The organism is Mycobacterium sp. 050134 (assembly GCF_036409085.1).
GTDB lineage: Bacteria > Actinomycetota > Actinomycetes > Mycobacteriales > Mycobacteriaceae > Mycobacterium.
Genome location: NZ_JAZGLV010000002.1, coordinates 222,773 through 247,883, shown reverse-complemented (window position 1 = coordinate 247,883; position 25,111 = coordinate 222,773). Strand labels below are relative to the sequence as shown.

The following is a 25,111-nucleotide window of genomic DNA, read 5'->3' as shown; positions in this document are numbered from 1 at the left end:
GATGTTCCCTTCGCCGAAAAGTTACGAGATTGATGCCGCTTTGCTGCTGAGCAGTTCGCGTTCGAGCGAACTTCCGTTACCGGGCATGCGGATCACGGCGGTCAGGGGGTGCGGGTGAGCAACACCGCCTGCTCGAAAGGCAGCCTCGCGAAAACCGCGTGCCCCCGGCCGACGTGCTCGGCCGCCTCGGCCTTGCTGACCACTCGCGGGTCCGCGACGCCGAAGGTCTTGCCGTTGCGGCGCATCCGCCCGCCGCCCGCGGCGGACAGGTTCTTCAACCAGTCGCGGTCGGGGCCGTAGGTCAACATGATGGCCACACCGGGCTGGCCGTCGACGGTGGCGGTGAACACGCTGACCGGCGTGCGGTAGGCCTTCCCGGACCGCCGCCCGACGTGCTCCACGATGGCGAACGGGGGAAGCCAGCCGGCCCAGAGCCGCTGGACCGGGTTGGTGACGTGGCGGTTGAACCGGGCGAGCCCCTGCGGCATCTGCATACCCCCATCCAACGCCCCGGTGCCGCCCGGCATCAACCGTCATTTCGCCGCGCGGGCGTCTACTGTCTTGTCATGGCCGACTCACCGGGCGGCGAGGCCGCCGAGCGGGCCGCGGAGCTGCAGCGCAGGGGCGCGGAACTGGCCGCGGGCAAGGCCATCACCCCCAGCGACCTCAAGCGCGCCGCCGAGCACGCCGAGCGGGCCCACGAGCGCGATCAGGAGGCCCATCGCCGGGATTCGCATCGGCACTTCGAGGCCGCCGGCGCGCACGAGCGGGCCGCCGAGATCCAGGAGCTCGCGGTCGAGGAGGGCCTCGGCGACGTCGCCGCGCACCAGCGCGCGGCGGAACGGGAACGCGACGCCGCCCGCCGCGACTACCTGGCCGCCCAGGAGGCCCAACGGGAAGAGGGCCCGTAACTCCCGTTCTGCTACACCCTGTAGTTGAACCGGCCGCGGATGCTGGGACACTGGTGGTTATGGCTAGCAGTGATCAGGCGACCGCGCACGCCGCCACGGCCGCGTCGGCCCGGCTGTTCTCCGACGCCTGCGCGGTGATTCCCGGCGGGGTGAATTCCCCGGTCCGCGCGTTCACGGCGGTCGGCGGCACCCCCCGCTTCATCACCGAGGCGAGCGGCTGCCGGCTCACCGACGCCGACGGCAACCGCTACGTCGACCTGGTCTGCTCCTGGGGCCCCATGATCCTCGGGCACGCCCACCCGGCCGTGATCGACGCGGTCGTGCGGGCCGCGTCGCACGGCCTGTCGTTCGGGGCGCCGACGCCGGGGGAGAGCCGGCTGGCGGCCGAGATCATCGGTCGCGTCGCGCCGGTCGAGCGGGTCCGGCTGGTCAATTCCGGCACCGAGGCCACGATGAGCGCGATCCGGCTCGCCCGCGGCTTCACCGGCCGCCCCAAGATCGTCAAGTTCGCCGGCTGCTACCACGGCCACGCCGACGCGCTGCTCGCCGACGCCGGGTCCGGCGTCGCGACGCTGGGCCTGCCGTCGTCGCCCGGGGTCACCGGCGCGGCCGCGGCCGACACGATCGTGTTGCCCTACAACGACATCGACGCCGTCCGGGAGAGCTTCACCCGATTCGGCGACCAGATCGCCGCCGTCATCACGGAGGCCAGCCCCGGGAACATGGGCGTCGTGCCGCCCGCGCCGGGCTACAACGCGGCGCTGCGCGCGATCACCGCCGAGCACGGTGCCCTCCTGATCGTCGACGAGGTGATGACGGGATTTCGGGTCAGCCGAAGCGGTTGGTACGGAATCGATCCCGTCGACGCCGACCTCTTCACCTTCGGCAAGGTGATGAGCGGCGGCCTGCCGGCCGCCGCGTTCGGCGGCCGGGCCGAGGTGATGGAGCGGCTCGCGCCGCTGGGGCCGGTGTACCAGGCCGGCACGCTGTCGGGGAACCCGGTGGCGGTGGCCGCGGGGCTCGCGACGCTGCAGGCCGCGGACGACGCCGTGTACGCCACGCTGGACGCCAACGCCGACCGGCTGGCCGCGCTGTTCGCCGACGCGCTGATCCAAGCCGGTGTGCCGCATCAGGTTCAGCGGGCCGGCAACATGCTCGGCGTGTTCTTCAGCGAGACGCCGGTGACCGACTTCGCGTCCGCGCGGGCCACCCAGACCTGGCGCTACCCGGCCTTCTTCCACGCGCTGCTAGACGCCGGCGTGTACCCGCCGTGCAGCGCCTTCGAGGCGTGGTTCGTCTCGGCGGCGCTGGACGGCGAGGCGTTCGACCGCATCGCCGACGCCCTGCCCGCCGCGGCCCGCGCGGCCGCCCAGGAGGACCAGCCCTGATGGCCGAACAGACCCGCGTCCACGTCGTCCGCCACGGCGAGGTGCACAACCCGAGCGGCATCCTGTACGGCCGGCTGCCCGGATTCCACCTGTCGGACACGGGCCGGGCGCAGGCGTCGGCGGTCGCCGACGCGCTGGCCGACCGGGACATCGTCGCCGTGATCGCGTCGCCCCTGCAGCGGGCGCAGGAGACCGCCGCGCCGATCGCCGCGCAGCACGGCCTGCCGGTGGACACCGATCCCGACCTCATCGAATCGGCCAACTTCTTCGAGGGCCGCCGCGTGAGCCCGGGCGACGGCGCGTGGCGGGACCCCCGGTTCTGGTGGCGGCTGCGCGACCCCTTCACCCCGTCGTGGGGCGAGCCCTACGCCGAGATCGCCGCGCGGATGTCGGCGGCGGTCGACAAGGCGCGCGCCCGCGGCGCCGGCAGTGAGGTGGTGTGCGTCAGCCACCAGCTGCCGGTGTGGACGCTGCGGCTGCACGTGACGGGCCGGCGGCTCTGGCACGACCCGCGGCGGCGCGAATGTGGGCTGGCGTCGGTGACCACCCTGGTCTACGACGGCGATCGGCTCGTCGACGTCGAGTACCGCCAGCCGGCGGCGCCCTAATCATGCGGCGACTGGCGATGGCCGGGGCCGCGCTGGCGGCCCTGCTCGTCGGCTGTTCCTCCGGTCACGACGCCGTCGCCCAGGGCGGCTCCTTCGAGTTCGTCTCGCCCGGCGGGAAGACCGACATCTTCTACGACCCGCCGTCGTCCCGCGGGCGCCCCGGCCCGCTGTCGGGGCCCGACCTGGCGGACCCGGCACACACCCGGTCGCTGGACGACTTCACCGGCCAGGTCGTCGTCGTCAACATCTGGGGGCAGTGGTGTGGGCCGTGCCGTGCCGAGATCACCCAGCTTCAGCGGGTGTACGACGCCACCCGGGCCGCCGGGGTGTCGTTTCTCGGCATCGACGTCCGCGACAACAACCGGCAGGCCGCCCTGGACTTCGTCGACGACCGGCACGTGACGTTCCCGTCCCTGTACGACCCGGCGATGCGCACCCTCATCGCGTTCGGCGGCAAGTACCCCACCACCGTCATCCCGTCGACGCTGGTGCTCGACCGTCAGCACCGGGTCGCCGCCGTGTTCCTGCGGCCCCTGCTGGCCGACGACCTGCAGCCCGTGGTGCAGCGCGTGGCCCAGGAGGCGGGGGCATCGCCGGCATGACCGGGTTCACCCAGATCGCCGCCGCCGGGCCGTTGGCCCTGGCGCTGGGGGTGTGCGTCCTGGCGGGCCTGGTGTCGTTCGCCTCGCCGTGCGTGGTGCCGCTGGTGCCCGGCTACCTGTCCTACCTGGCCGCGGTGGTCGGGGTGGAGGAGCAGCCGCAGCCGGGCGCCCTCAAGGCACCGCCGGCGGCGCGCTGGCGCGTGGCGGGATCGGCGCTGCTGTTCGTCGCCGGATTCACCGCGGTGTTCGTGCTGGGCACCGTCGCCGTGCTCGGCATGACGACCGCGCTGATCTCCAACCAGCTGCTGCTGCAACGCGTCGGCGGCGTGCTGACCATCGTCATGGGCCTGGTGTTCGTGGGCCTCGTCCCCGCGCTGCAGCGGCAGGCGCGGTTCAGCCCGCGGCAGCTGACGACCATCGCCGGCGCGCCGGTGCTCGGCGCGGTGTTCGCGCTGGGCTGGACGCCCTGCCTGGGGCCGACGCTGGCCGGCGTCGTCACCGTCGCCTCGGCCACCGACGGGGCGAGCGTGGCCCGCGGGATCGTCCTGGTGATCGCGTACTGCCTGGGCCTGGGCATCCCGTTCGTGCTGCTGGCCTTCGGCTCGGCCGGCGCGGTGGCCGGCCTCGGCTGGCTGCGGCGGCACACCCGGGCCATCCAGGTCTTCGGCGGCGCGCTGCTGATCACGGTCGGGGCCCTGCTGGTGACCGGCGTGTGGAACGACCTGGTGGCCTGGCTGCGCGACGCGTTCGTGTCCGACGTGAGGCTGCCGATTTGAGCGGCCCAGTGGATGCGCGAGCAGACGCAAAAGCACCCAATCAGCGGCGTGTCGGGCGACTTTTGCGTCTGCTCGCGCCGCTGGGCGCGCGGGCCCGCAACACCTGGCGCGGGCTGACCTCGATGGGCACCGCGCTGGTGCTGCTGTTCCTGCTGGCGCTGGGCGCGATCCCGGGCGCCCTGTTGCCGCAGCGCAACCTCAACGCACAGAAGGTCAATGACTACCTGGCCGCCCACCCGGTGATCGGGCCCTGGCTGGACCGGCTGCAGGCCTTCGACGTGTTCTCCAGCTTCTGGTTCACGGCCATCTACGTGCTGCTGTTCGTGTCCCTGGTCGGCTGCCTGACGCCGCGGATGGTCGAGCACGCCCGCAGCCTGCGCGCCACGCCGGTCCCGGCGCCGCGCAACCTGTCCCGGCTGCCCAAATACGCGAGCACACGGATCGAGGCCGGCCCCGAGCAGGTGAACGCGCTGGCGAATGCGGTCAGCGCGCGGCTGCGCGGCTGGCGCACCGCCGTGCGCCACCAGGGCACCTCGGCGGAGGTTTCCGCCGAGAAGGGCTACCTGCGCGAGTTCGGCAACATCGTGTTCCACTTCTCGCTGCTGGGCCTGCTGGTCGCGGTGGCCGTCGGCAAGCTCTTCGGCTACGAGGGCAACGTCATCGTGATCGCCGACGGCGGCCCGGGCTTCTGCTCCGCCTCACCCGCCGCGTTCGACTCGTTCCGCGCCGGCAACACCGTCGACGGCACCTCGCTGCACCCGATCTGCATCCGAGTCAACGACTTCCAGGCCCACTACCTGCCGTCGGGCCAGGCCACCTCGTTCGCCGCCAACATCGACTACCAGTCCGGCGCCGACCTGGGGGCCAACACCTGGCGGCACTACCTGCTGGAGGTCAACCACCCGCTGCGCGTCGGCGGTGACCGGGTGTACCTGCAGGGCCACGGCTACGCGCCCACCTTCACCGTGACCTTCCCGGACGGGCAGACCCGCACGTCCACCGTCCAGTGGCGGCCCGACAACCCGCAGACCCTGCTCTCCTCCGGGGCGGCGCGCATCGACCCGCCCGCCGGCAGCTATCCCAACGCCGTCGACCGGCGCCAGCATGAGATCGCGATCCAGGGCCTGCTGGCACCCACCGAGCAGCTTGACGGCGCCCTGCTGTCCTCGAGGTTCCCGGCGCTGAACGCCCCGGCGGTCGCCGTCGACATTTACCGCGGCGACACGGGCCTGGACACCGGGCGACCGCAGTCCCTGTTCACGCTGGACCCGCGGCTGATCGAACAGGGCCGGCTGACCAGGGAGAAGCGGGTCAACCTGCGCGCCGGGCAGGCGGTCCGTATCGAGGCGGGGCCGGCGGCCGGCACCGTCGTCCGCTTCGACGGCGCGGTCCCGTTCGTCAACCTGCAGGTCTCCCACGATCCGGGCCAGACCTGGGTGCTGGTGTTCGCCATCTCCATGATGGCCGGGCTGCTGGTGTCGCTGCTGATCCGGCGGCGCCGGGTGTGGGCCAGGCTCACGGTGGCCGAGGGTGACCCGGCCGGTACGGTGAACGTCGAATTGGGCGGCCTGGCCCGCACCGACAACTCCGGCTGGGGCGACGAGTTCGAGCGGCTGACCGAGCGGTTGTTCGCGGGGCTCGGCGGCGCCGACGGAGTCGAGCCCACGCCATCGTCCAAAAGGAGTTCTCAGGTGGACGTCACATGAACACCCTGCACGTCAACATCGGCCTCGCCCGCTACTCGGACTGGGCCTTCACCTCGGCGGTGGTGGCCCTCGTGGTGGCGTTGCTGCTGCTGGCCGTCGAGCTCGCCTACGTCGGCGGCCGCCGGGTGGCCGACCGCGAACGCGTCCTTGCCGGGTCCGCCGGGTCGGTCGCCGCCGACAGCGCGACCCCGGGCATCGTCCAGCAAGTGCCGCAGCGGCCGTTCGACGAGCGCGTCGGGCGGGCCGGCCTGGCCGTGGTCTACCTCGGCATCGGGCTGCTGGTGGCGTGCGTCGTGTTGCGCGGGCTCGCCACGCTGCGGGTGCCGTGGGGCAACATGTACGAGTTCATCAACCTGACCTGCCTGTGCGGGCTGATCGCCGGGGCGATCGTGCTGCGCCGCCCGCAGTACCGCCCGCTGTGGGTCTTCCTGCTGGTGCCGGTCCTGATCCTGCTCACGGTCTCGGGCCGCTGGCTGTACACCAACGCCGCGCCGGTCATGCCCGCGCTGCAGTCCTACTGGCTGCCCATCCACGTGTCGGTGGTCAGCCTCGGGTCCGGCGTCTTCATGGTCGCCGGCATCGCCAGCATCCTGTTCCTGTTGCGCACGTCGCCGCTGGGCGATCCCGACCGCCAGGGCACCCTGGCCGGCGTGATCCAGCGGTTCCCCGACGCCCAGACCCTGGACCGGCTGGCCTACCGCACCACGATCTTCGCGTTTCCCGTGTTCGGCTTCGGGGTGATCTTCGGCGCCATCTGGGCCGAGGAGGCCTGGGGCCGGTACTGGGGCTGGGACCCCAAGGAGACGGTCTCGTTCGTCGCGTGGGTCATCTACGCCGCCTACCTGCACGCCAGGTCGACGGCGGGGTGGCGGGACCGCAAGGCGGCGTGGATCAACGTCGCGGGTTTCGTGGCGATGGTGTTCAACCTGTTCTTCGTTAACCTGGTGACCGTGGGCCTGCATTCCTATGCGGGCGTGGGCTGACTGGCGACCGACCCAAGTAATAAGAAAACAAGGGGGAGTGCACGTGTCTGACCATCCCGGCGTGGGGGCGCCCGAGGAACCGACCACGCAGCTGCCGCCGCAGGTAGCCGCGCAACCCGACGAAGCCGGCGGGGACCCGCCGACCCGCGCGTTCACCGGCTTCCGCACCGAGCGCCGCGCGCCCGGTCCCGAGAAGCGCGAGGCGGCGCCCCCCACGGCGCCGCGGCCCGCTCCGGGCATGCCGCCCTGGGACCCCACCCCGGTCACCGGGATGGCGCGCGTCGACCCGACCGCCTTCGGCGCCTACTACAACGGGCCGGCCGAGCCGCCGGCGCCTGCGCCGCCGCCGTACCGTCCGGAGTCCGTACCGCACTCGCCCTACCCCGAACTGTCCACCGGGATGCTGCTGCGCCCGGTCAAGCCGCCGCCCTCGGAGGGCTGGCGCCGCCTGCTCTACGTGATGTCCGGGCAGCTGATCAACCTGGGGGAGAGCCCGCGGGCCGCCCGCTACAACAACCTCGTGGCCCGGGTGAACCGGCCGCTGTGGGGCAGCTACCGGATCGCGGTGCTGTCGCTCAAGGGCGGCGTCGGCAAGACCACCATCACGGCGACGCTGGGCTCCACCTTCGCCTCGCTCCGCGGCGACCGGGTGGTCGCCCTGGACGCGAGCCCCGACCGCGGCACGCTGAGCGGCAAGATCCCGCTGGAGACGGTGGCGACGGTTCGCCAGTTGCTGCACGACGCCAAGTCCATCGAGCGCTACAGCGACGTGCGCCGCTATACGTCCAAGGGCCCCAGCGGGCTGGAGGTGCTGGCGTCGGAGAGCGACCCCGCCGTATCGAACGCCTTCAGCGCCGAGGACTACAGCCGCACCCTGGACGTCCTCGAGAGGTTCTACGGCCTCGTGCTGACCGACTGCGGGCCGGGGCTGCTGCACTCGGTGATGTCGTCGGTCCTGGACAGGGCCGACCTGCTGATCGTGGTCAGCTCCGGTTCCATCGACGGCGCGCACAGCGCGTCGGCGACGCTGGACTGGCTCGACGCGCACGGGCACGGGGAGCTGGTCCGCAATTCGATCGCGGTGATCAACGCGGTGCGGCCCCGGCCGGGCCGGGTCGACATGAACAAGGTGGTCGAGCACTTCTCCCGGCGCTGCCGCGCGGTGCAGCTGGTGCCGTTCGACCCGCACCTGGAGGAGGGCGCGGAGATCGAACTGGACAGGTTGAGGCGACCTACCCGGGAGGCGGTCACCGAGCTGGCCGCCAGCGTCGCCGACGGGTTCCCCGGCGATCAACGCAATGCGGGGCTGGGGTAACGCGCAACGGCCGTGCTAGCGGGGGCCGTCGCCGCGGCCTAACCGCCGCAGGAAGTCGGGGTCGTCGTCGGGCCCGATGACTCGGGTCTTCGGGCGCAGGGCCTGCGATCGCGCGGCGCGCCATCCGGCGTAGACCAGCGTCCCCAGGATCACGACGAGCAGCAGGTAGAGCACGCAACACCTCCTTGGAGCGAATATACCTGCGCTCCGTAGGCTCGACCCGTGTCAGAAAGGCCCGCCGAAAAGAGCGCCGAGAATCACACCGACAACCGAGCCGGAAGCCGCGTCGCCGTCGACGTCGCGCTCTACGCGGGCGCGCGCCTGCTGTTGGCGGCGGCGCTCGCCGGCCTGATCTACGGGACCGCGCGCCTGCTGGGGATCACGCAGTTCCCCCTCGCGATCGCCGTGTTGTTCGCGCTGATCATCGCGATGCCGCTGGGTATCGTGGTATTCAGCCCGCTGCGCCGGCGCGCCACCGCGTCGCTGGCCGTCGCCGGCGAACGACGCCGACGGGAGCGCGAAGAGCTGCGGGCGCGGCTGCACGGGCAGGCCCCGGACGACGAGCCCGACGAGGGCGGCGAGCGTCCCGGCGCCTAGTCCGGGTGCCTAGGCCGGGTGCCACCGAGATTGCCGAGGTGGTCGCGATCAACCGGTCAAGCACGACCCTCACCGCGATCTCGGCGATAGGAACCCCGAGGCGGCCGGGCTGCCGCCCCGGGCGCGGTCAACCGGCCAGCGCCAACGCCGCCGACACCGCGGTCGCCCACACCATCATCGCCAGCCCGGTGTCGCGCAGCACCGGGATCAGCTCGGGGCCGGCGCGACCCGACCGCACCGGCCGCGCGGCCCGCGCCGCGAGCGGTGTGGCCAGCAGACCGGCCGCGCACCACGGCGTCGCCGCCATCAGCACCAGCGTCACGGCGGCCGCGGTCAGCAGCAGGGCCTGGTAGAGGACGCGGGTGCGGGCGTCGCCGAGGCGCACGGCGAGGGTGATCTTGTGCGACCGCGCGTCGGTGGGGATGTCGCGCAGGTTGTTGGCGACCAGCACCGCCGACGACAGCGCCCCGATCCCCACGGCCAGGGCCAGCCCGACCCAGTCCATCCGCAGCGCCTGGGTGTACTCGGTGCCGAGCACGGCGACCAGTCCGAAGAACACGAACACCGCGACCTCGCCGAAACCGGCGTAGCCGTAGGGCCTCGACCCGCCGGTGTACAGCCAGGCGCCGGCGATGCACGCGGCCCCCACGGCGATCAGCCACGGCGCGCTCGACAGGGCCAGCGCGAGACCCGCGGCGGCGGCGATCGTCAGGCTCGCGACCGCCGCGGTGAGCACCGACCGCGGGGCGGCCAGCCGCGACCCGACCAGCCGCACCGGCCCGGCCCGGTCGTCGTCCGTGCCGCGGATGCCGTCGGAGTAGTCGTTGGCGTAGTTGACCCCGACGACCAGCGCGAGCGCCACGGCCAGCGCCAGCAGCGCCTTCCACCACACGGCGGCGTGCAGCCACGCCGCCGCGCCGGTGCCCGCGACGACCGGCGCCACCGCGTTGGGCAGCGTCCGCGGCCGCGCCCCCGACACCCATTGCCCGAAACTCGCCACGCAACGATCCTGCCAGGGCCCGGGCGCCGGCCCCGCGGGCCCCGCACCGGCGGGCGCCCGATCGTCATGCACGACAATGGGCGGATGCTCGGAGTGATCGGCGGGAGCGGCTTCTACGCGTTCTTCGAATCGGGTGCGGCCAAGGCCCGGAGCGTCACCGTGGACACGCCGTACGGCGAACCCAGCGCCCCGGTGACGGTGGGCACCGTCGGGGACCACGAGGTCGCGTTCCTGCCCCGGCATGGCGCCGCCCACCAGTTCTCGGCGCACACCGTGCCGTACCGGGCCAACATGTGGGCGCTGCGCAAGCTCGGGGTGCGACGGGTCTTCGGCCCGTGCGCGGTCGGCAGCCTCAACCCCGACACCGGCCCGGGCGCCGTGGTGGTGCCCGACCAGCTGGTCGACCGCACCAACGGCCGCGCCGACACCTACTTCGACTCCGGCGCGGTCCACGTCGACTTCGCCGACCCGTACTGCCCCACCCTGCGGTCGGCGGCCGCCGGCCTGCCCGGCGTGGCCGACGGCGGCACCATGGTGGTGATCCAGGGCCCCCGGTTTTCCACCCGAGCGGAGAGCCGATGGTTCGCGTCCGCCGGGTTCAGCCTGGTCAACATGACGGGCTACCCGGAGGCGGTGCTCGCCCGCGAGTTGGAGATGTGTTACGCGGCAATCTGTCTGGTGACCGACCTGGATGCCGGCGTGTCGGCCGGCGAAGGCGTCAAGGCCGTCGACGTGTTCGCGGAGTTCGAGAAGAACATCGGTCCGTTCAAGGAATTGGTCCGCCAGGTGATCGGCCGCGTCGCCGCCGAACGCTCCTGCACCCACTGCCTGGCGCACACCGGCGTCACGCTGCCCGTCGAGCTGCCGTGAGGGTGCTGCTGACCGGGGCCGCCGGCTTCATCGGGTCGCGGGTGGACGCGGCGCTGCGGGCGGCGGGTCACGACGTGGTGGGCGTGGACGCGCTGCTGCCGGCCGCGCACGGTCCGGACGCGGTCCTGCCGCCCGGGTGCCACCGGGTCGACGTCCGCGACGGCGAGGCGCTGGCCCCGCTCCTGGAGGGCGTGGACCTGGTGTGCCACCAGGCGGCGATGGTGGGCGCCGGGGTGAACGCCGCCGACGCGCCGGCCTACGGCGGTCACAACGACTTCGCCACCACGGTCCTGTTGGCGCGGATGTACGCCGCCGGGGTGCGCCGCCTGGTACTGGCCTCGTCCATGGTGGTCTACGGGCAGGGCGGCTACCACTGCGAGCGGCACGGGGACGTCGACCCGCTGCCGCGGCGACGGGCAGACCTCGACGCCGGGATCTTCGAGCACCGCTGCCCGATCGGGGGCGAGGAGCTGCGGTGGAGCCTCGTCGACGAGGACGCCCCCCTTCGGCCGCGCAGCCTGTACGCCGCCAGCAAGACCGCGCAGGAGCACTACGCGCTGGCCTGGTCGGAGGCTATGGGTTCCAAGGGCGGGTCGGTGGTCGCGCTGCGCTACCACAACGTCTACGGGCCGGGGATGCCGCGCGACACCCCCTATTCCGGGGTGGCGGCGATCTTCCGGTCGGCGCTGGAACGGGGTGAGCCGCCGCGGGTGTTCGAGGACGGCGGCCAGATGCGCGACTTCGTGCACGTGGACGACGTGGCCGCCGCCAACCTCGCGGCCACCGCCGAGAACGCCGGGTTCACCGCGGTCAACGTGTGTTCGGGCCGGCCCATCTCGATCCTGCAGGTCGCCACCGCGCTGTGCGCCGCGCGCGGGGGGTCGCTGTCGCCCGTGATCACCGGCCAGTACCGCAGCGGCGACGTGCGCCACATCGTCGCCGACCCCGCCCGCGCGGCCGAGGCGCTGGGCTTCCGCGCGGCGATCGATCCGCTCGAGGGCCTGCGCGATTTCGCATCTGCGCCGCTGCGCTGACGCTTTGGTGCTGGCGGCTGTGCGCTGGCTCAGCCCTGCGGCGGCCGGTAGATCTTCGGTTGCTGGACCGGTATTTCGCCGGTGGCCGAATCGTCGCCCCGGAAAATGCGGGGCGCGCCGGCCAGCTGCGGGATCTCCGTGGTGGGCGAGTCCTGCTGGGCGCCGGCCGGGATCCGCGTCGTCGGCGCGGCCGACGGCGCCGCCGGGCGGCCGACCGGTACACGGGTCCGGGGCGCCGACGCCGGCGGCCTGGCTCCGGTAGCCGCGGCCCGGGCGCGGGCGGCGCGGCGCCGTTGCCGCAGGCGCAGGCCGCTGAGGTGGCCGGTGACGATCGCCGCCCCGAGGATGCTCAGGCCGACGCCGCACAGCGCCACGTCGAAGACGCTGGTGATCTGCTGGGCCAGGTTGTTGCCGTAAACGGGATGCTGCGCGGGGGAATTGGGTGAGTCGGCAAACCGAGGCGCGAGCGCGACGCCGACGACGACCCGGGCGACGCTCAGCGTCGCGACGAGCCCACACAGCGCCGTGACGAACCGCGCGGGGAGCCCGTCGTGGGCCAGGTTGATGCGCAGCCAGATCGCGAGGACCGCGGTGACCAGGTCGAACGCGGCCAGCACCACGCTGTCGTATCGCGAGTACGGATAGTTGAGGCTCACCGCGACGCCGAGGTCGGTGATCCGCATCGCCATCGACCCCAGGCCCCAGATCGCGATGAGCGCCAGCCCGGACCGTGCCGCGCCCCGCCACGCGTCCTCCTCGGCCGCCGAGGGGTTGCGGTATCCGGACAGCGCGCACGGGGCGAGGATGCCGGCCGCCGCCGCCCAGGCCAGGAACCCCTCGAACCCGACGCCGGCCGTCGACGTGTTCTGGGCGATGCCGTGGAAGGCGTCGATGTCGCGTCCGACGGGCAGGACCCACACGACCAGCCCGGCCAGCACCGTCGACGCGCCCAGGGCGACGGTCGCGAGCCGGGCGGCCTTCGTGGCGCGCAGCAGCCATCGGGATGCGGCGAGGACGGCGATCAGGGCGACGGCGCCGTAGACCACCGCGGTCACGATGACCGCGATGTTCTGCTTGCCGAAGTCGGTGGCCCCGCCCGTGCTGTGCAGCGCATACCGAACCCGCCAGTACAGGTTGAAACAGAAGCTCAGGACCGCGCCCGCCATGGACGCGTAGCCGATGAACCGGACGGACCGGGGCGCCTCGGCCTCCGCGGCCGGACCGGTGATCGGCGCGCCCGCGGCCAGCACCGCTCCGGCGATCCCCAGCCAGGCCCCGGGCCCGACGCCGCCCGGCACGTTGACGGTGCCGGCGAAGCGGGCGGTCTCGTAGATGTCGAAGGCGACGAAGGCCAGCGCCAGCGAGACGTAGGGAAGGTTGAGCGCCAGGCGGAGCCGGCCCGAGCCGCCGGGGGAGGACCGCCACTTGCCGGCCACCCCGACTGAGGCGATGGACAGCACGGTCACCACCAGCAGCACCACGAATAAGCCGGTGTTGCTGCCCGGGACTCCCACGCCGAAATACAGGTTCCACGGCAGGAACGCGGCGACGGCGAGCAGCGCGACGGCGGTCAGGTCGACGGCCAGACTCCACCGCCGCGGTGGCTCGGCGAGGGAACGGATGCGGACCGTGCCGGGCTCCGGCGTTTGCTGAGCGGGCCCGCCGATGGGGCCGGTCGGGGCGTCGTCGCTGCTCTGAGTCACGGTTCCCCCGGGGTATCGAGAACGATTACTGGCCGCGCCACGCGGGCCGCGGGCCGCGAGAACCCCCTGCCGCGCCGACTGCGTTGCTCACTTGGAAACATAATCTCCGTTCGGGCGATGCGGCAGCGGCCTCAGACGTGCGGTCCGGGGGTTTGGCTATCCGGTTACGCTGCCGTCATGGGCGAACGGTGTCGCCCGAATGACGGATACTGCCGACGGTATCGCAGTCTAATGATGCCGGGACATTGCTGGTGGCGGGGTGGCCAGCCGAAGGAGAGCCGGGATGGACGTCGTTTTGGGGGTCGCGGTCACCGGCCCCGTTGCCCGCTTGGCGTTGGTGGGTGCGGGTGCGCGGGGCGGGGACGTGATCGACCAGTCCGTCGTCAACCTCGACAACCATCCGATCGAGAAGCTGACCGAGACCGTGGTCGGCACGAACCAATTGCTGGCCGGCGAACACCACCGGCTGGTGGCCACGCGGCTGTGCTGGCCCGACGATTCGCTGGCCGATCGGCTGCGCCGCGCGCTGGAAGACTCCGGGGTGCAGAACGTTGCGGTGCTGTCGCAGTCGCAGGCGGTGACGGCGCTGATGCGCGCGGCGGGCCGGGCGGGGGGCGTGCTGGTCGTCGACGACAACACCGCGACGCTGTCCGTGGTGGGTTCGGCCGCCGAGGCGGACGCGCCGCCGACCGTGCTCGCGCGGGAGCCGCTGGCGGGTGGCGACGCGACGGCCGCGCTCGACACGATGATGGCCAGGCTCGGCGACCACCCGGACGCCCCGGGCGATCTCTATGTGCTGGGCGGCTCGTCGGACGTGGGCGCGGTCGCCGACCAGCTGCGCGACGCGTCGACGATGCGGGTGGAAATCCCCGACGACCCCACCTTCGCGATCGCGCGCGGCGCCGCGCTGGCCGCGGCCCCCGCCGCGGGGGCCGGCCTGGACGGCGGCGCCACCGCGATGGCCCCGGCGGTGGGTCTGGACGGTGGGGCGACCGCGATGGGCCCCGCGGCCGGCCTGACCGGCGACGAGACGGCGTTCGCGCCGGCGGCCGAGCCGGTCGCCGAGGAGCAGCAGCTGGCGTACTCGATGGCCGGCGAGGGTGAGCCGCTCGAGATGGACGAGTACGGCCCAGACGACTTCGACGCCCTCGATGAGGCCGAGGGCGAGCGGGCGCGGCTCAGCCGCCGCTCGCTGCTGATCGGCAACGCGGTCATCGCGTTCGCGGTGATCGGGTTGGCGTCGCTGGCCGCCGCGGTAGCCATCGCCATCCGGCCGACCGCGGCGCAGCAGCCGGTCGAGGGGCACCAGAACGCTGCCCCCGGCAAGTTCATGCCGTTGCTGCCGACACAGCAGCAGGCGCCGGTGCCGCCGCCGCCGATCGACACGCCCAACGCCGGTTTCCAGGGCGGCAGCATCCCCGCTCCTGCCGCCCCCGTCCCGCAGGCGCCGCCGCCCGTCGTGAACGGAACGCCGGAGGCGCCGGTGGGCCCGGTGACCCCGGGCACCCCGGGCTTCGTGCCCAACCCGAACGGGCCGATCCCCGTCCCGATCATCGTGCCGTTCCCGGGTTGGCGTCCGCCGTATCCGTACCCGAACCCGTATCCGTCGCCGTACCCGCCGACCACGACGGTGTCGCCCCCGACGACGACGGTGTCGCCGCCCACCACGACGGTGTCGCCCCCGACGACGACGGAGCCGCCGACGACCACGACGGTGTCGCCGACGACCACGACGGTGTCGCCCCCGACGACGACGGAGCCGCCGACGACGACGGTGTCGCCGCCCACCACCACGAATTCGCCCCCGACGACGACGGAGCCCCCGACGACCACGGAGGCCCCGCATACGACGACGGAGCCGCCGACGACCACGTACTCGCCGCCGGCCACCCAGACGCAGAGCCAGCCGCCGGTCACCCAGACGCAGACCCAGGCCCCGCAGACGCAGACCCAGGCCCCGCAGACGCACACGCAGGCCCCGCAGACGCAGACCCAGGCGCCGCAGACGCACACGCAGCAACCGGTGGTGCCGCAGCAGCCTCACACCGGCGGCGGCACCGGCGGCGATCACCACGGGTTCGGGTTCTGAGCGGACCGCTGACGGTTGATGCCCGATCCCGAGGTTTCCGTCACGGTCGTGCTGCCCTGCCTGAATGAGGAGGAGTCGCTGCCGGCGGTGCTGGCGGCCGTTCCGGCCGGATATCGGGCGCTGGTGGTCGACAACAACAGCACCGACGACACCGCCCGTGTGGCCAGGCGGCACGGCGCCGAGGTGGTCGTCGAGCCGCGGGCCGGGTACGGCTCGGCGGTGCACGCCGGCGTCGTCGCCGCGACCACCCCGGTGGTGGCCGTCATCGACGCCGACGGCTCGATGGACCCTGGCGACCTACCGCGGTTGGTCGCCGCGCTCGACGGCGCCGACCTCGTCGTCGGCCGCCGCCGTCCGGTCCGCGGGTTGCACTGGCCGTGGGTCGCGCGGGTGGGCACCGTGGTGATGAGCTGGCGGCTGCGCACCCGCCACGGCCTGCCCGTGCACGACATCGCGCCGATGCGGGTGGCGCGACGGGGCGCCCTGCTGAACCTCGGGGTCGAGGACCGGCGGTCGGGTTATCCGCTGGAGCTTCTGGTGCGCGCGGCGGCGGTCGGCTGGCGGGTGGTCGAGCTCGACGTCAGTTACGGACCCCGCACGGGCGGCAAGTCGAAGGTGAGCGGTTCGCTGCGCGGCAGCGTCACCGCGATCCTCGACTTCTGGAAGGTGATCTCGTGAGCCTGCTGCCCGTCACCGTGCTGGTGGTCGCCAAGGCGCCGGAGCCCGGCCGGGCCAAGACCAGGCTCGCGGCGACGGTCGGCGACCAGCTCGCCGCGGACATCGCCGCCGCCGCGCTCCTCGACACGCTCGACGCGGTGGCCGCGGCGCCGGTGGCCGCCCGCGTGGTGGCGATGACCGGCGACCTGGACGCCGCGGCGGGCGCGGCCGAGATCCGGCAGCGGCTGGAGTCCTTCGCGGTCATTCCGCAGCGCGGTGACGAGTTTGCCGACCGGCTCGCCAACGCCCACTCCGACGCCGCCGATGGCTACCCGGTGCTGCAGATCGGGATGGACACCCCCCAGGTCACCGACGATCTGCTGACCGGTTGCGCGCGCGAATTGCTGGGGGCGCCCGCCGTCCTCGGGCTGGCGCACGACGGCGGCTGGTGGGTGCTCGGGGTGTCGGCGCCGGGGATGGCCGAGTGCTTGCGCGACGTGCCGATGTCGCACCCCGATACCGGGGAGCTGACGTTGAAGGCGCTGCGCGACAACGGTATCGACGCGACCCGTGTACAACCGCTGGCCGACGTCGACGTGGCCGGCGACGTCGCGGCGGTGCGCGACGCCTGCGCGCCCGGCAGTCGCTTCGCCCGCGTCACCCGCGCGGCGGGACTGTAAACACGCGGGTGACGGTCAGCGCACGCGCAATTGCGTACGCCTGAGCCGGTTCAGGTTCCAATGCGGTGCTGCTGCACCAGCTCTAGGTGTTGGTTGGTGGTGGTTGGGGTTGGAAGGGTTGGTACCACCACCAGTTGGCGCGTTCGCCGGTGGGGCCGGGGTAGGGGGCGACGGTGGGTGGGGGAAGGTTGGGCGGTCTCGCGAGTGATCCGGCGTTGAGTGGTCGCCCGGTGCTGTCGGTAACGACCGGGTCGGTGGCGGGTCCGGTGATGGTGATGGCGCCGTGGTGGTGTTGTCGGTGGTGGAAGGGGCAGACCAGGACCAGGTTGGCCAGTTCGGTGGGGCCGCCGTCTTCCCAGTGGTGGAGGTGGTGGGCGTGTAGGCCGCGGGTAGCGCCGCAGCCGGGCACCGCGCAGGCGCGGTGGCGGTGTTCGAGGGCGCGGCGCAGCCGCCGGGAGATCACCCGGGTGGTGCGGCCGGTGCCGATCGGCTCGCCGGCGCGTTCGAACCAGACCTCGCCGGTGGCGTCGCAGGTGAGGTATTGGCGTTCGGCGTCGGTGAGCAGCGGGCCTAGGTGTAGGGCGGCGGCGCGCGTTTGGACGTCGAGGTGCACCACCACGGTGGTGTGGTGGCCGTGGGGGCGGCGGGTGGCCTCGGCGTCCCAGCCGGCGTCGACTAGACGCAGAAACGCCTCCAGGGTGCCCGGGAGGGGCGGGGTGGTGTCCGTGGTGCGGTCGCCGCTTTCCCGGTTGTGTTTCCATTCGGCGATCAGGGCGTCGCGGTGCGCGGCCAGGGCGGTGTCGAATTTCGCGGCGTCCAGGTGCGGAAGGGTGATCCGCCACGAAGTGAATTCCTCGGTCGCGGTCTTGGTGATCGCGGGCTGTGGTTGTGGCCGGGGGTTGGGGTCGGGGTGAGGCTCCAACTTGACCGCGGTGCGCAATTGGGAGACCGTGGCCGCCTGGGCGAGCTGCGCGTAGTGCGCATCAGAACCTGAACCGGCGCGGGCGGCGATGACGCCGACCTGATCCAGTGAGAGTTGGCCCTCGCGCAGGCCCTGGGTGCAGCGCGGGAATTCCTCGACCCGGCGTGCCACGGTGGTGATCGTGTGGGCGTTGGCCGCTGACACCCCCAGCTTCCAGGCCACCAGGGCCGCGACCGACCGCGCCCCCGTCAGACCGCAGAGCTCGTCGCGATCCAGCTCGGCGACGATCTCCACGATGCGCCCATCGATCGCGTTACGCTGACCGGCCAACTCCGCCAACTCGCCGAACAACACATCCAGCCGATCAACAGGACTCACCACCCCGGCGGGAGCGGATCCGGTCAACGACATAACCCGATCATCGCAGCCAGGTCCGACAAAACCCGGCCGCGCAAATCCACGCCGGGCTATCAGCACCGCCAAACGCAGATGCTTACCAGTTGGTGACGATGACGGTGTTCACCATCAGGGCCCCGGCGGCGTTGACCGCCAGCCACATCCGGTGCGACCGCGCCGGCAACAGCGCCGGAGCGGCGGTGAGCCAGACCGTGAACGGCAGCCAGATCCGCTCGACCTCGGCCTTGCTGAGCATGCTCAGGTCGGCGCAGGCGATAGCGGCCAGCATCGCCAGCACCACCAGGTGGAATCCGGAGCGCCGGCGGAGCGCGCCCGGGTCGACGATGCGGCTGAGCCCGGCGACGCTGCCCAGGCCGATCGCGCACACCACGCAGGCCAGATTCGCCCAGACCCAGTATGGAAACGGCCGGTCCTTGGCAATCCCCTGCCAATAGCGCTGCTGCACCAGGTCGTAGCCGTCGAACCAGTAGAAGCCGGCGACGGCGAACGTCACCGCGACCGCGAGCGCGGCGAGCGCGGCCGGACCGAGCGCGCGCAGCGCGGCGCGCCAGTCGCGCGCGGATACCAGCACGGCCGCCGCCGGGAGCCCCAGCAGGATCAGCCCGTAGCTGAGGAAGACGGCCCAGCCCAGCAGCAGCCCGGCGCCGGCCGCGAGCAGCGCGGGGAAGCGCACCGCGCGGTGCACCGCGACGGCCAGCAACGCCAGCCCCCATGCCGCAACCCCGGCGAAGTATCCGTCGGCGGACACCGCCACCCAGATCGCCGTCGGCGCCACCGTGACGAACGGCGCGGCCCGCCGCGCGGTCGGCTCGCCGGCCAGCGCGCGGACGGCGACCACTACGGCGGCCGCCGCGCTGGACCCGATGAGTAGGCACAACAGGCCGGCCCACGCCCCGCCGTGCAGCCCGAGGCGGTCGAGCCAGACGAACGTCAGCACCGCGCCCGGCGGATGGCCCGAGACGTGGGTCGTCCACGAATTCGGTTGGTAGTCGAGGATCCGGCTGGAGAAGGTGCGGACCGCGGCCGGGATGTCGGTGATGCCCGGTACCTGAGACAGGTATTCGTCCCGGGTGGTCAACCGCCCGGCGAAACCGCGCTGCCAGCCGTCGATCATCGCCAGCGCGAATGCCCACGCGCACGCGGTGGCCCAGCTGCCCAGGGTCAGCGCGCGCCACGAAAGCCGCTGCGCGACAACCGGTCCCCAGATCACCGCGGCCACGGCGATGAGGATTGCCGGACCGGTGCCCCAGCTGGCGTGGACCTCCCACTCCCCGAAGATCGGTGGGGACCCGGCGTGAGTTGCGAGCCGGTCGGGCGGGATGTCCAGACGCTGGCGGACGCCCCAGTTCAGGTGCGGCAGCACGAACGCGGCCGCCACCAGGACGGCGGCGCCCACGGCGGTTAGCCCCTCCCGCAATCGTTCCCGCCGCGCGATGCCCACGGGCGACCAGCCTATTGACCGCCGCCGAACCGGTGCGTCAGCGCCCGGCGATCGAGCTTGCCGATGCCGCGCCGGGGGAGCGCGTCGACGAGGTGCAGCCCGCGCGGGGCGGCGGTAGCGGGCAGGGAGCGCGCCACGTGGGACCGCAACGCCTCCAGCGTCGGGGGTTCGCACCCGTCGGCCACCACGATGGCGGCCACCACCCGCTGGCCCAGCCGGTCGTCGGCCACGCCGAAGACGGCGCACTCGCCGACGGCGGGGTGGGTGGCGAGCGCCGCCTCGACGAGCTGCGGCAGCACGGTCAGCCCGCCCGTGCTGATCGCGTCGTCGGCGCGGCCGAGGACGGTCAGGCCGCCGGCGGCGTCGAGCGCGCCCAGGTCGTCGGTGCGGAACCAGCCGGATTCGGCGAACGGGTCGGGGTCGACCGGGTTGCGGTAGCCCTTGGCCAGCGTCGCGCCGCCGAGGCTGATGCGGCCGTCGGCCGCGACGCGTACCCGCGCGCCGTCTAGCGGGACGCCGTCGTACACGCAGCCCCCGGCGGTTTCGCTCATCCCGTAGGTCCGCACCGCCGTGACGCCGGCCGCTGCCGCCGCGTCGAGGACGCGGCGCGACGCCGGTCCGCCGCCGAGCAGCACGGCGTCCAGCTCCGCGAGCGCGGCGGTCGCCGCCGGATCGGTGAGGGCCTTGTCGAGCTGGGCGGCCACCAGCGAGGTGTAGCGCCGGCCCGGCCCCAACCGGGCGACGGCGGCCGGCAGCGAGGCGACGTCGAACCCGGCGGAGACGTCCAGCTCGACCGGAATCGTGCCGGCGAGCACGCTGCGGACCAGCACCTGCACCCCGGCGATGTGGTACGGCGGCAACGCCAGCAACCAGCCGCCCGGCCCGCCGAGGCGGTCGTGCGTGGCGGTGGCGCTGGCGGTCAGGGCCGCCGCCGTCAGTAACGCGCCCTTCGGCGCGCCGGTGGTGCCCGACGTCGTCGCCACCAGGGCCACGTCGTCGTCGATGGCCTCGCCGATTCGCAGGGCGTCCAGCGCGGCCTCGGCGTCCGGGGACAGTGGCACCAGGGCGGCGTCGCGGCCGTCGAGCACCCGTTCCAGGGCCGGCATCAGCGACGTGACGGCCGAACCCGGTCGGACGCTGAGCGCACGCAGAACCGCTATGCCGGCTCCCCGGCCTCCCGGGACTGGTCGAACGGCCAGCCCTTGGCAGCAAGTCGTTCGCGCACCCGCTCGATGTCGTCCGGCGACGGCAGCTCGTCGGTGACCTGCGTGATCAGCACGCCGATGTCGACATCGTCGAAGTCGCCCCGCTGGATGAGCTCGTGCGCCACTTCCATGACCTCGTCATGGCTCAACCGGCGCGTCAGCAGGGCCAGGATTGGAAACGTGTCGGTCGGGGGGATGCCCTCCGGGTAGCCGGCGCGCAACCACGAGACGATCGAACTGAGAAATCCGTTCACTACGGCGACCCCCCGGGCGGTGGTTCGGCGGCTGGGTGGGCATCTTCGATGCTACTTGGGCTTCGCCCCCAGGAAGGACTGCCCGATCTGATGCGCGATGAAGTCGCGGGAGATGTAGAGCAGGGCGAAGAGGATGACGGCGACCACCACGGCGTAGATCACCCAGGCGACGGCCAGCAGCGCCGGATTCTTGTGCGGCTGGCCACCGTCGGGGCTGACCTCACCGCCACCGACGGCGTGGAACCGGAGCCCGAGAGCGAACAGCCCGGGCAGCGCGGCGCCGGCCAGCATGCTGAAGACCAGGATCTTCAGGGACGCCTCGTAGTTGAACCACTCACCGAACCCGCTCATGAGGGGTTCCCCGCGGCCACGGTGTCGCCTTCGGCGCTGTACCGGGACCGCGCCCCGGTGCCCGCCGTGGGGCCGGTATCGGTCGGCGGCTTCTGGGCCTCCGTGCCGTCGAGACCGGCCGTCAGGCTGCCCTCCCATTCGGCGTTGACGTTGTTGTGGTCGACCTTGACCCGCCGCGACCGGATGTAGATGGCCGCCGAGACGGCGACCAGCAGGCTGAACCCGATGATGGCGCCGGGGTAGCCGCCGATGAGGTGCACGATCCAGTAGGTGATGGCCCCGACCAGCCCGGCCAGCGGGAGGGTGACGAGCCACGCGACCACCATCCGGCCGGCGACGCCCCAGCGGACCTCGCCGCCCGGCTTGCCCAGGCCGCTGCCCAGCACCGAACCCGTGCAGACCTGCGTGGTGGACAGCGCGTAGCCGAAGTGGGTGGACAGCAGGATGACGGCGGCCGAGGACGATTCTGCGGCCATGCCCTGCGGCGACTTGATCTCGACCAGACCCTTGCCCAGGGTGCGGATGATCCGCCAGCCGCCCAGGTAGGTGCCCGCCGCCATCGACAGCGCGCAGCCCACGATCACCCACAGCGGCGGGGCGGCGGTGGTCTTGCTGATCGACCCGTAGGACATCAGCGCCAGGAAGATGATGCCCATCGTCTTCTGCGCGTCACCGGTGCCGTGCGCGAGCGAGACCAGCGAGGCCGAGCCCCACTGGCCGTACCGGAAGCCGGCCTCGGTCCGCTTGGCGTCCAGGCCGCGGGTCACGCGGTACACCAGCCACGTCGCGATGGCCCCGACCCCGATGGCCAGGATTGCGGCGACCACGGCCGGGATGAGCACGTGGGACACCAGGCCCTTCCAGATCACCCCGTGCGCGCCGACCGCGGCGATGGTCGCGCCGACGATGCCGCCGATCAGGGCATGCGACGAGCTCGACGGGATGCCGAGGAGCCACGTCAGCAGGTTCCAGACGATGCCACCGACCAGGCCGGCAAACACCAGTTGCAGCGTGACGATGTGCCCGTCGATCAGCCCCTTGGCGATGGTGGCGGCGACCGCGGTGGACATGAACGCGCCGACGAGATTGAGTACCGCGGACAGTGCGACTGCCGCCTTGGGCTTCAGCGCACCGCTGGCGATGGACGTCGCCATCGCGTTGCCGGTGTCGTGGAAGCCGTTGGTGAAATCGAAGGCCAGTGCCGTGATTACGACAATGATCAAGAGGAACAATTCTATGTTCACAATGCCTGATTCTGGTGGTAGGGGCATTCAATTGTCGAACCCACGAAGAGCCGAAACGCCGCTCGTCGCCAGATGTTACCTCCCCATTAACCGGGCGTTCCGCCGAGTTCACCGCGGGTGTCTCGGCGCAGCGGATGGTCGCCCGGGACCTCGACAAAGATGAGCGTAATGCCGTCGGGATCGGTCACATGCATCTCGTGCAAACCCCACGGCTCGCGACGGGCCTCGCGCGCGATCGGCACCCCGCGCCCCCGCAGCTCGGCCTGTGTCGCGCCGATGTCGCGGACCTGCAGCCACAGTGCGCCGGGAAACGGTCCGCGCGAGTGGTCCGGCGAGCCGAAGCCCGCCAGCTCGAGCAGGGACTGGCCGGCGAAAAACACTGTGCCGGCGCCATATTCCCGCGCGATCGCCAGGCCGATCTCGTCGCGGTAGAACCTCAGTGACCGCTCGTAGTCCGCCGGCCGCAGCAACATCCGGCTGGCCAGGATCTCCATAGCGTCGTGTCTAGCACAGGCTCAGCGGTCGGCCGCCCGGTTCGGCTGGATGCTTTGCCGCTGCATAAGCGTATTGACCAGCCGGGGCCCGAAGGTGTCCAGCGCCTTGGCCGCGATGGCCATCCGCGGTGCGATGCGCACCGGGCGCGTGCGGGCGGCGGTGACCATCCACTCGGCCGCCTCCTCGGACGTCAGCGCCGGCATGCCCTGGTAGGCCTTCGTCGGCGCGATCATCGGGGTGGCCACCAGCGGGTAGTACAGCGTCGTCGAGTGCACACCCCTGTCGCCCCACTCGGTTTCCACCACCCGGCTCACCATCGACAGCGCGGCCTTGGAGGCGTTGTACACCGCGAACAGCGGCGAGGCCTCCGACAGCACCCCCCACGTGGACACGTTGATGATGTGCCCGTCGCCGCGCTCGAGCATCGCGGGCGCGAACCCGCGGATCAGCCGCAGCGGGCCGTAGTAGTTGAGCACCATGGTCCGCTCGACGTCGTGCCAGCGGTCCAGCGACTCGGCCAGTGGCCGGCGGATGGACCGCCCGGCGTTGTTGATCAGGATGTCGACCCCGCCGAGGCGGTCGTCGACGTCGGCGACCAGGGCGTCGATCGCGTCCATGTCCGACAGGTCGCACGGAATCGCCAGCGCGGTGCCGCCGGCGGCCGTGATCCGATCGGCCAGCGCGTCCAGCAGGACCCGGCGGCGCGCGACGACGACCACCGTCGCGCCCAGTTGCGCCAGCCGCTCGGCGCCGGCCTCGCCGATGCCCGACGACGCCCCGGTCAGCAGGATGCGCTTGCCCGCGAGCTCGACGGGCTTCATGGCGGGCCGGTTCACCAGCACCTGCGGCGACGCCGGGGGCCGCATGGTGGCCAGCACGATCTGGTCGGTGATGCGGCGCAGCGGGCTCTTACTCACGGGTGGCGAGTCTAGAGGGGAGCGCCGCCAACGGTTCCGCCGCTAGAAGTAGCGGGGGAATGGGCTCCAGTCCGGCGGGCGCTTCTCCAGGAACGCGTCGCGGCCCTCGACCGCCTCGTCGGTCATGTAGGCCAACCGGGTGGCCTCGCCCGCGAACAGCTGCTGGCCCACCAGGCCGTCGTCGAGCAGGTTGAAGGCGAACTTCAGCATCCGCTGGGCCTGTGGCGACTTGGCGTTGATCTCTGCCGCCCACTGCACGGCCACCTTCTCCAAGTCGGCGTGGTCGACGACCTCGTTGACCGCGCCCATCCGGTGCATCTGCTCGGCGGTGTAGGGGCGGCCCAGGAAGAAGACCTCCCGGGCGAACTTCTGGCCGACCTGACGCGCCAGGTAGGCGCTGCCGTAGCCGCCGTCGAAGCTGCCGACGTCGGCGTCGGTCTGCTTGAACCGGGCATGCTCGCGGCTGGCCAGGGTGAGGTCGCACACCACGTGCAGGCTGTGCCCGCCGCCGGCCGCCCAGCCGTTGACCAGGCAGATGACGACCTTGGGCATGAACCGGATCAGCCGCTGCACCTCGAGGATGTGCAGCCTGCCAGCGCGGGCGGCGTCGACGGTGTCGGCGGTCTCCCCGGACGCGTACTGGTAGCCGCTGCGCCCGCGGATGCGCTGATCGCCGCCCGAACAGAACGCCCAGCCGCCGTCCTTGGGTGACGGCCCGTTGCCGGTCAGCAGCACCACCCCGACGTCCGGCGACATGCGGGCGTGGTCGAGCACCCGATACAGCTCGTCGACGGTGTGCGGCCGAAACGCGTTGCGCACCTCGGGCCGGTCGAACGCCACCCGCACCGTCGCGTCGGTGACGTGGCGGTGATAGGTGATGTCGGTCAGGTCGCCGAACCCGTCGACCTGTCGCCACGCCTCCGCATCAAAGGGGTTGTCGCTCAAG

27 protein-coding genes are annotated in these 25,111 nt (G+C 72.5%); 14 read left to right on the top strand and 13 right to left on the bottom strand.

What is annotated here, in order from left to right; all coding sequences use genetic code 11:
• Nucleotides 1–101: 101 nt before the first annotated feature.
• The gene (locus SKC42_RS03255) at nucleotides 102–494 is read right to left on the bottom strand and encodes a nitroreductase family deazaflavin-dependent oxidoreductase (protein ID WP_330962864.1); all 393 of its coding nucleotides are present in this window, start codon (nucleotides 492–494) and stop codon (nucleotides 102–104) included.
• Between the two features lie 72 nt (nucleotides 495–566).
• Here SKC42_RS03255 and SKC42_RS03250 point away from each other — a divergent pair, with 72 nt between their 5' ends.
• From SKC42_RS03250 to SKC42_RS03215, 8 genes are all read left to right on the top strand, one after another.
• On the top strand, nucleotides 567–911 hold the full coding sequence (locus SKC42_RS03250) for a hypothetical protein (protein ID WP_330962863.1): 345 nt from the start codon (nucleotides 567–569) through the stop codon (nucleotides 909–911).
• Between the two features lie 59 nt (nucleotides 912–970).
• Nucleotides 971–2,299 (top strand): glutamate-1-semialdehyde 2,1-aminomutase, encoded by a 1,329-nt coding sequence (gene hemL / locus SKC42_RS03245; protein WP_330962862.1) that lies wholly within the window; start codon nucleotides 971–973, stop codon nucleotides 2,297–2,299.
• Nucleotides 2,299–2,907, top strand: coding sequence for a histidine phosphatase family protein (locus tag SKC42_RS03240; protein ID WP_330962861.1), 609 nt, complete (start codon nucleotides 2,299–2,301; stop codon nucleotides 2,905–2,907). Before hemL ends, SKC42_RS03240 begins: the two co-directional genes overlap by 1 nt.
• A gap of 2 nt (nucleotides 2,908–2,909) precedes the next feature.
• Nucleotides 2,910–3,509, top strand: coding sequence for a TlpA disulfide reductase family protein (locus SKC42_RS03235; protein WP_180150386.1), 600 nt, complete (start codon nucleotides 2,910–2,912; stop codon nucleotides 3,507–3,509).
• Nucleotides 3,506–4,285, top strand: a complete 780-nt coding sequence (locus SKC42_RS03230; RefSeq protein ID WP_330962860.1) for a cytochrome c biogenesis CcdA family protein — start codon at nucleotides 3,506–3,508, stop codon at nucleotides 4,283–4,285. The genes SKC42_RS03235 and SKC42_RS03230 overlap by 4 nt, the downstream gene beginning before the upstream one ends.
• A gap of 122 nt (nucleotides 4,286–4,407) precedes the next feature.
• Nucleotides 4,408–5,991: a cytochrome c biogenesis protein ResB gene (locus SKC42_RS03225; RefSeq protein WP_330962980.1), complete on the top strand. Its 1,584-nt coding sequence runs from the start codon at nucleotides 4,408–4,410 to the stop codon at nucleotides 5,989–5,991.
• Entirely contained in the window at nucleotides 5,988–6,974 is a 987-nt protein-coding gene (ccsB, locus tag SKC42_RS03220; protein WP_330962859.1) for a c-type cytochrome biogenesis protein CcsB, read from the top strand. Before SKC42_RS03225 ends, ccsB begins: the two co-directional genes overlap by 4 nt.
• Before the next feature lie 43 nt (nucleotides 6,975–7,017).
• Nucleotides 7,018–8,289, top strand: a complete 1,272-nt coding sequence (locus SKC42_RS03215) for a MinD/ParA family ATP-binding protein (RefSeq protein WP_330962858.1) — start codon at nucleotides 7,018–7,020, stop codon at nucleotides 8,287–8,289.
• Between the two features lie 15 nt (nucleotides 8,290–8,304).
• Here the strand turns inward: SKC42_RS03215 and SKC42_RS03210 are convergent, their stop codons facing one another.
• The gene (locus SKC42_RS03210) at nucleotides 8,305–8,463 is read right to left on the bottom strand and encodes a hypothetical protein (RefSeq protein ID WP_330962857.1); all 159 of its coding nucleotides are present in this window, start codon (nucleotides 8,461–8,463) and stop codon (nucleotides 8,305–8,307) included.
• Nucleotides 8,464–8,511: 48 nt separating this feature from the next.
• On the opposite strand from SKC42_RS03210, the gene SKC42_RS03205 reads away from it, so the two are divergent.
• Nucleotides 8,512–8,886 carry a DUF4229 domain-containing protein gene (locus SKC42_RS03205; RefSeq protein WP_330962856.1) on the top strand — a complete coding sequence of 125 codons (375 nt, stop codon included), beginning with the start codon at nucleotides 8,512–8,514 and terminating at the stop codon, nucleotides 8,884–8,886.
• Nucleotides 8,887–9,013: 127 nt separating this feature from the next.
• Here the strand turns inward: SKC42_RS03205 and SKC42_RS03200 are convergent, their stop codons facing one another.
• Nucleotides 9,014–9,886 carry a 1,4-dihydroxy-2-naphthoate polyprenyltransferase gene (locus SKC42_RS03200; RefSeq protein WP_330962855.1) on the bottom strand — a complete coding sequence of 291 codons (873 nt, stop codon included), beginning with the start codon at nucleotides 9,884–9,886 and terminating at the stop codon, nucleotides 9,014–9,016.
• An 84-nt stretch (nucleotides 9,887–9,970) separates the two neighbouring features.
• On the opposite strand from SKC42_RS03200, the gene SKC42_RS03195 reads away from it, so the two are divergent.
• Entirely contained in the window at nucleotides 9,971–10,756 is a 786-nt protein-coding gene (locus SKC42_RS03195) for an S-methyl-5'-thioadenosine phosphorylase (protein WP_330962854.1), read from the top strand.
• On the top strand, nucleotides 10,753–11,790 hold the full coding sequence (locus SKC42_RS03190) for an NAD-dependent epimerase/dehydratase family protein (RefSeq protein WP_330962853.1): 1,038 nt from the start codon (nucleotides 10,753–10,755) through the stop codon (nucleotides 11,788–11,790). Before SKC42_RS03195 ends, SKC42_RS03190 begins: the two co-directional genes overlap by 4 nt.
• A gap of 29 nt (nucleotides 11,791–11,819) precedes the next feature.
• Here the strand turns inward: SKC42_RS03190 and SKC42_RS03185 are convergent, their stop codons facing one another.
• Nucleotides 11,820–13,412 carry a DUF7937 domain-containing protein gene (locus SKC42_RS03185; protein ID WP_330962979.1) on the bottom strand — a complete coding sequence of 531 codons (1,593 nt, stop codon included), beginning with the start codon at nucleotides 13,410–13,412 and terminating at the stop codon, nucleotides 11,820–11,822.
• Nucleotides 13,413–13,776: 364 nt separating this feature from the next.
• On the opposite strand from SKC42_RS03185, the gene SKC42_RS03180 reads away from it, so the two are divergent.
• Genes SKC42_RS03180 through SKC42_RS03170 form a run of 3 tightly spaced genes read left to right on the top strand, consistent with a single transcriptional unit; the run spans nucleotide 13,777 to nucleotide 16,919 of the window.
• Nucleotides 13,777–15,582, top strand: a complete 1,806-nt coding sequence (locus tag SKC42_RS03180) for a hypothetical protein (RefSeq protein WP_330962852.1) — start codon at nucleotides 13,777–13,779, stop codon at nucleotides 15,580–15,582.
• 18 nt (nucleotides 15,583–15,600) lie between these two features.
• The gene (locus tag SKC42_RS03175; protein ID WP_330962851.1) at nucleotides 15,601–16,260 is read left to right on the top strand and encodes a glycosyltransferase family 2 protein; all 660 of its coding nucleotides are present in this window, start codon (nucleotides 15,601–15,603) and stop codon (nucleotides 16,258–16,260) included.
• The gene (locus tag SKC42_RS03170) at nucleotides 16,257–16,919 is read left to right on the top strand and encodes a TIGR04282 family arsenosugar biosynthesis glycosyltransferase (protein WP_330962850.1); all 663 of its coding nucleotides are present in this window, start codon (nucleotides 16,257–16,259) and stop codon (nucleotides 16,917–16,919) included. The genes SKC42_RS03175 and SKC42_RS03170 overlap by 4 nt, the downstream gene beginning before the upstream one ends.
• A gap of 82 nt (nucleotides 16,920–17,001) precedes the next feature.
• Here the strand turns inward: SKC42_RS03170 and SKC42_RS03165 are convergent, their stop codons facing one another.
• From SKC42_RS03165 to SKC42_RS03125, 9 genes are all read right to left on the bottom strand, one after another.
• Nucleotides 17,002–18,252 carry an HNH endonuclease signature motif containing protein gene (locus SKC42_RS03165; protein WP_330962849.1) on the bottom strand — a complete coding sequence of 417 codons (1,251 nt, stop codon included), beginning with the start codon at nucleotides 18,250–18,252 and terminating at the stop codon, nucleotides 17,002–17,004.
• 82 nt (nucleotides 18,253–18,334) lie between these two features.
• Nucleotides 18,335–19,675 (bottom strand): hypothetical protein, encoded by a 1,341-nt coding sequence (locus tag SKC42_RS03160; RefSeq protein ID WP_330962978.1) that lies wholly within the window; start codon nucleotides 19,673–19,675, stop codon nucleotides 18,335–18,337.
• Nucleotides 19,676–19,710: 35 nt separating this feature from the next.
• Nucleotides 19,711–20,787, bottom strand: coding sequence for an o-succinylbenzoate--CoA ligase (menE, locus tag SKC42_RS03155; protein WP_330962977.1), 1,077 nt, complete (start codon nucleotides 20,785–20,787; stop codon nucleotides 19,711–19,713).
• 68 nt (nucleotides 20,788–20,855) lie between these two features.
• Nucleotides 20,856–21,158 (bottom strand): DUF3349 domain-containing protein, encoded by a 303-nt coding sequence (locus SKC42_RS03150; RefSeq protein WP_330962848.1) that lies wholly within the window; start codon nucleotides 21,156–21,158, stop codon nucleotides 20,856–20,858.
• A 51-nt stretch (nucleotides 21,159–21,209) separates the two neighbouring features.
• Entirely contained in the window at nucleotides 21,210–21,509 is a 300-nt protein-coding gene (locus SKC42_RS03145) for a hypothetical protein (protein ID WP_330962847.1), read from the bottom strand.
• Nucleotides 21,506–22,753, bottom strand: coding sequence for an inorganic phosphate transporter (locus SKC42_RS03140; protein WP_330962846.1), 1,248 nt, complete (start codon nucleotides 22,751–22,753; stop codon nucleotides 21,506–21,508). Before SKC42_RS03140 ends, SKC42_RS03145 begins: the two co-directional genes overlap by 4 nt.
• Nucleotides 22,754–22,839: 86 nt before the next feature.
• Nucleotides 22,840–23,247 (bottom strand): VOC family protein, encoded by a 408-nt coding sequence (locus tag SKC42_RS03135; RefSeq protein ID WP_330962845.1) that lies wholly within the window; start codon nucleotides 23,245–23,247, stop codon nucleotides 22,840–22,842.
• 21 nt (nucleotides 23,248–23,268) lie between these two features.
• Entirely contained in the window at nucleotides 23,269–24,165 is an 897-nt protein-coding gene (locus tag SKC42_RS03130; RefSeq protein ID WP_330962844.1) for an SDR family oxidoreductase, read from the bottom strand.
• Between the two features lie 42 nt (nucleotides 24,166–24,207).
• On the bottom strand, nucleotides 24,208–25,110 hold the full coding sequence (locus SKC42_RS03125) for a 1,4-dihydroxy-2-naphthoyl-CoA synthase (protein ID WP_330962843.1): 903 nt from the start codon (nucleotides 25,108–25,110) through the stop codon (nucleotides 24,208–24,210).
• Nucleotide 25,111 lies beyond the last annotated feature (1 nt).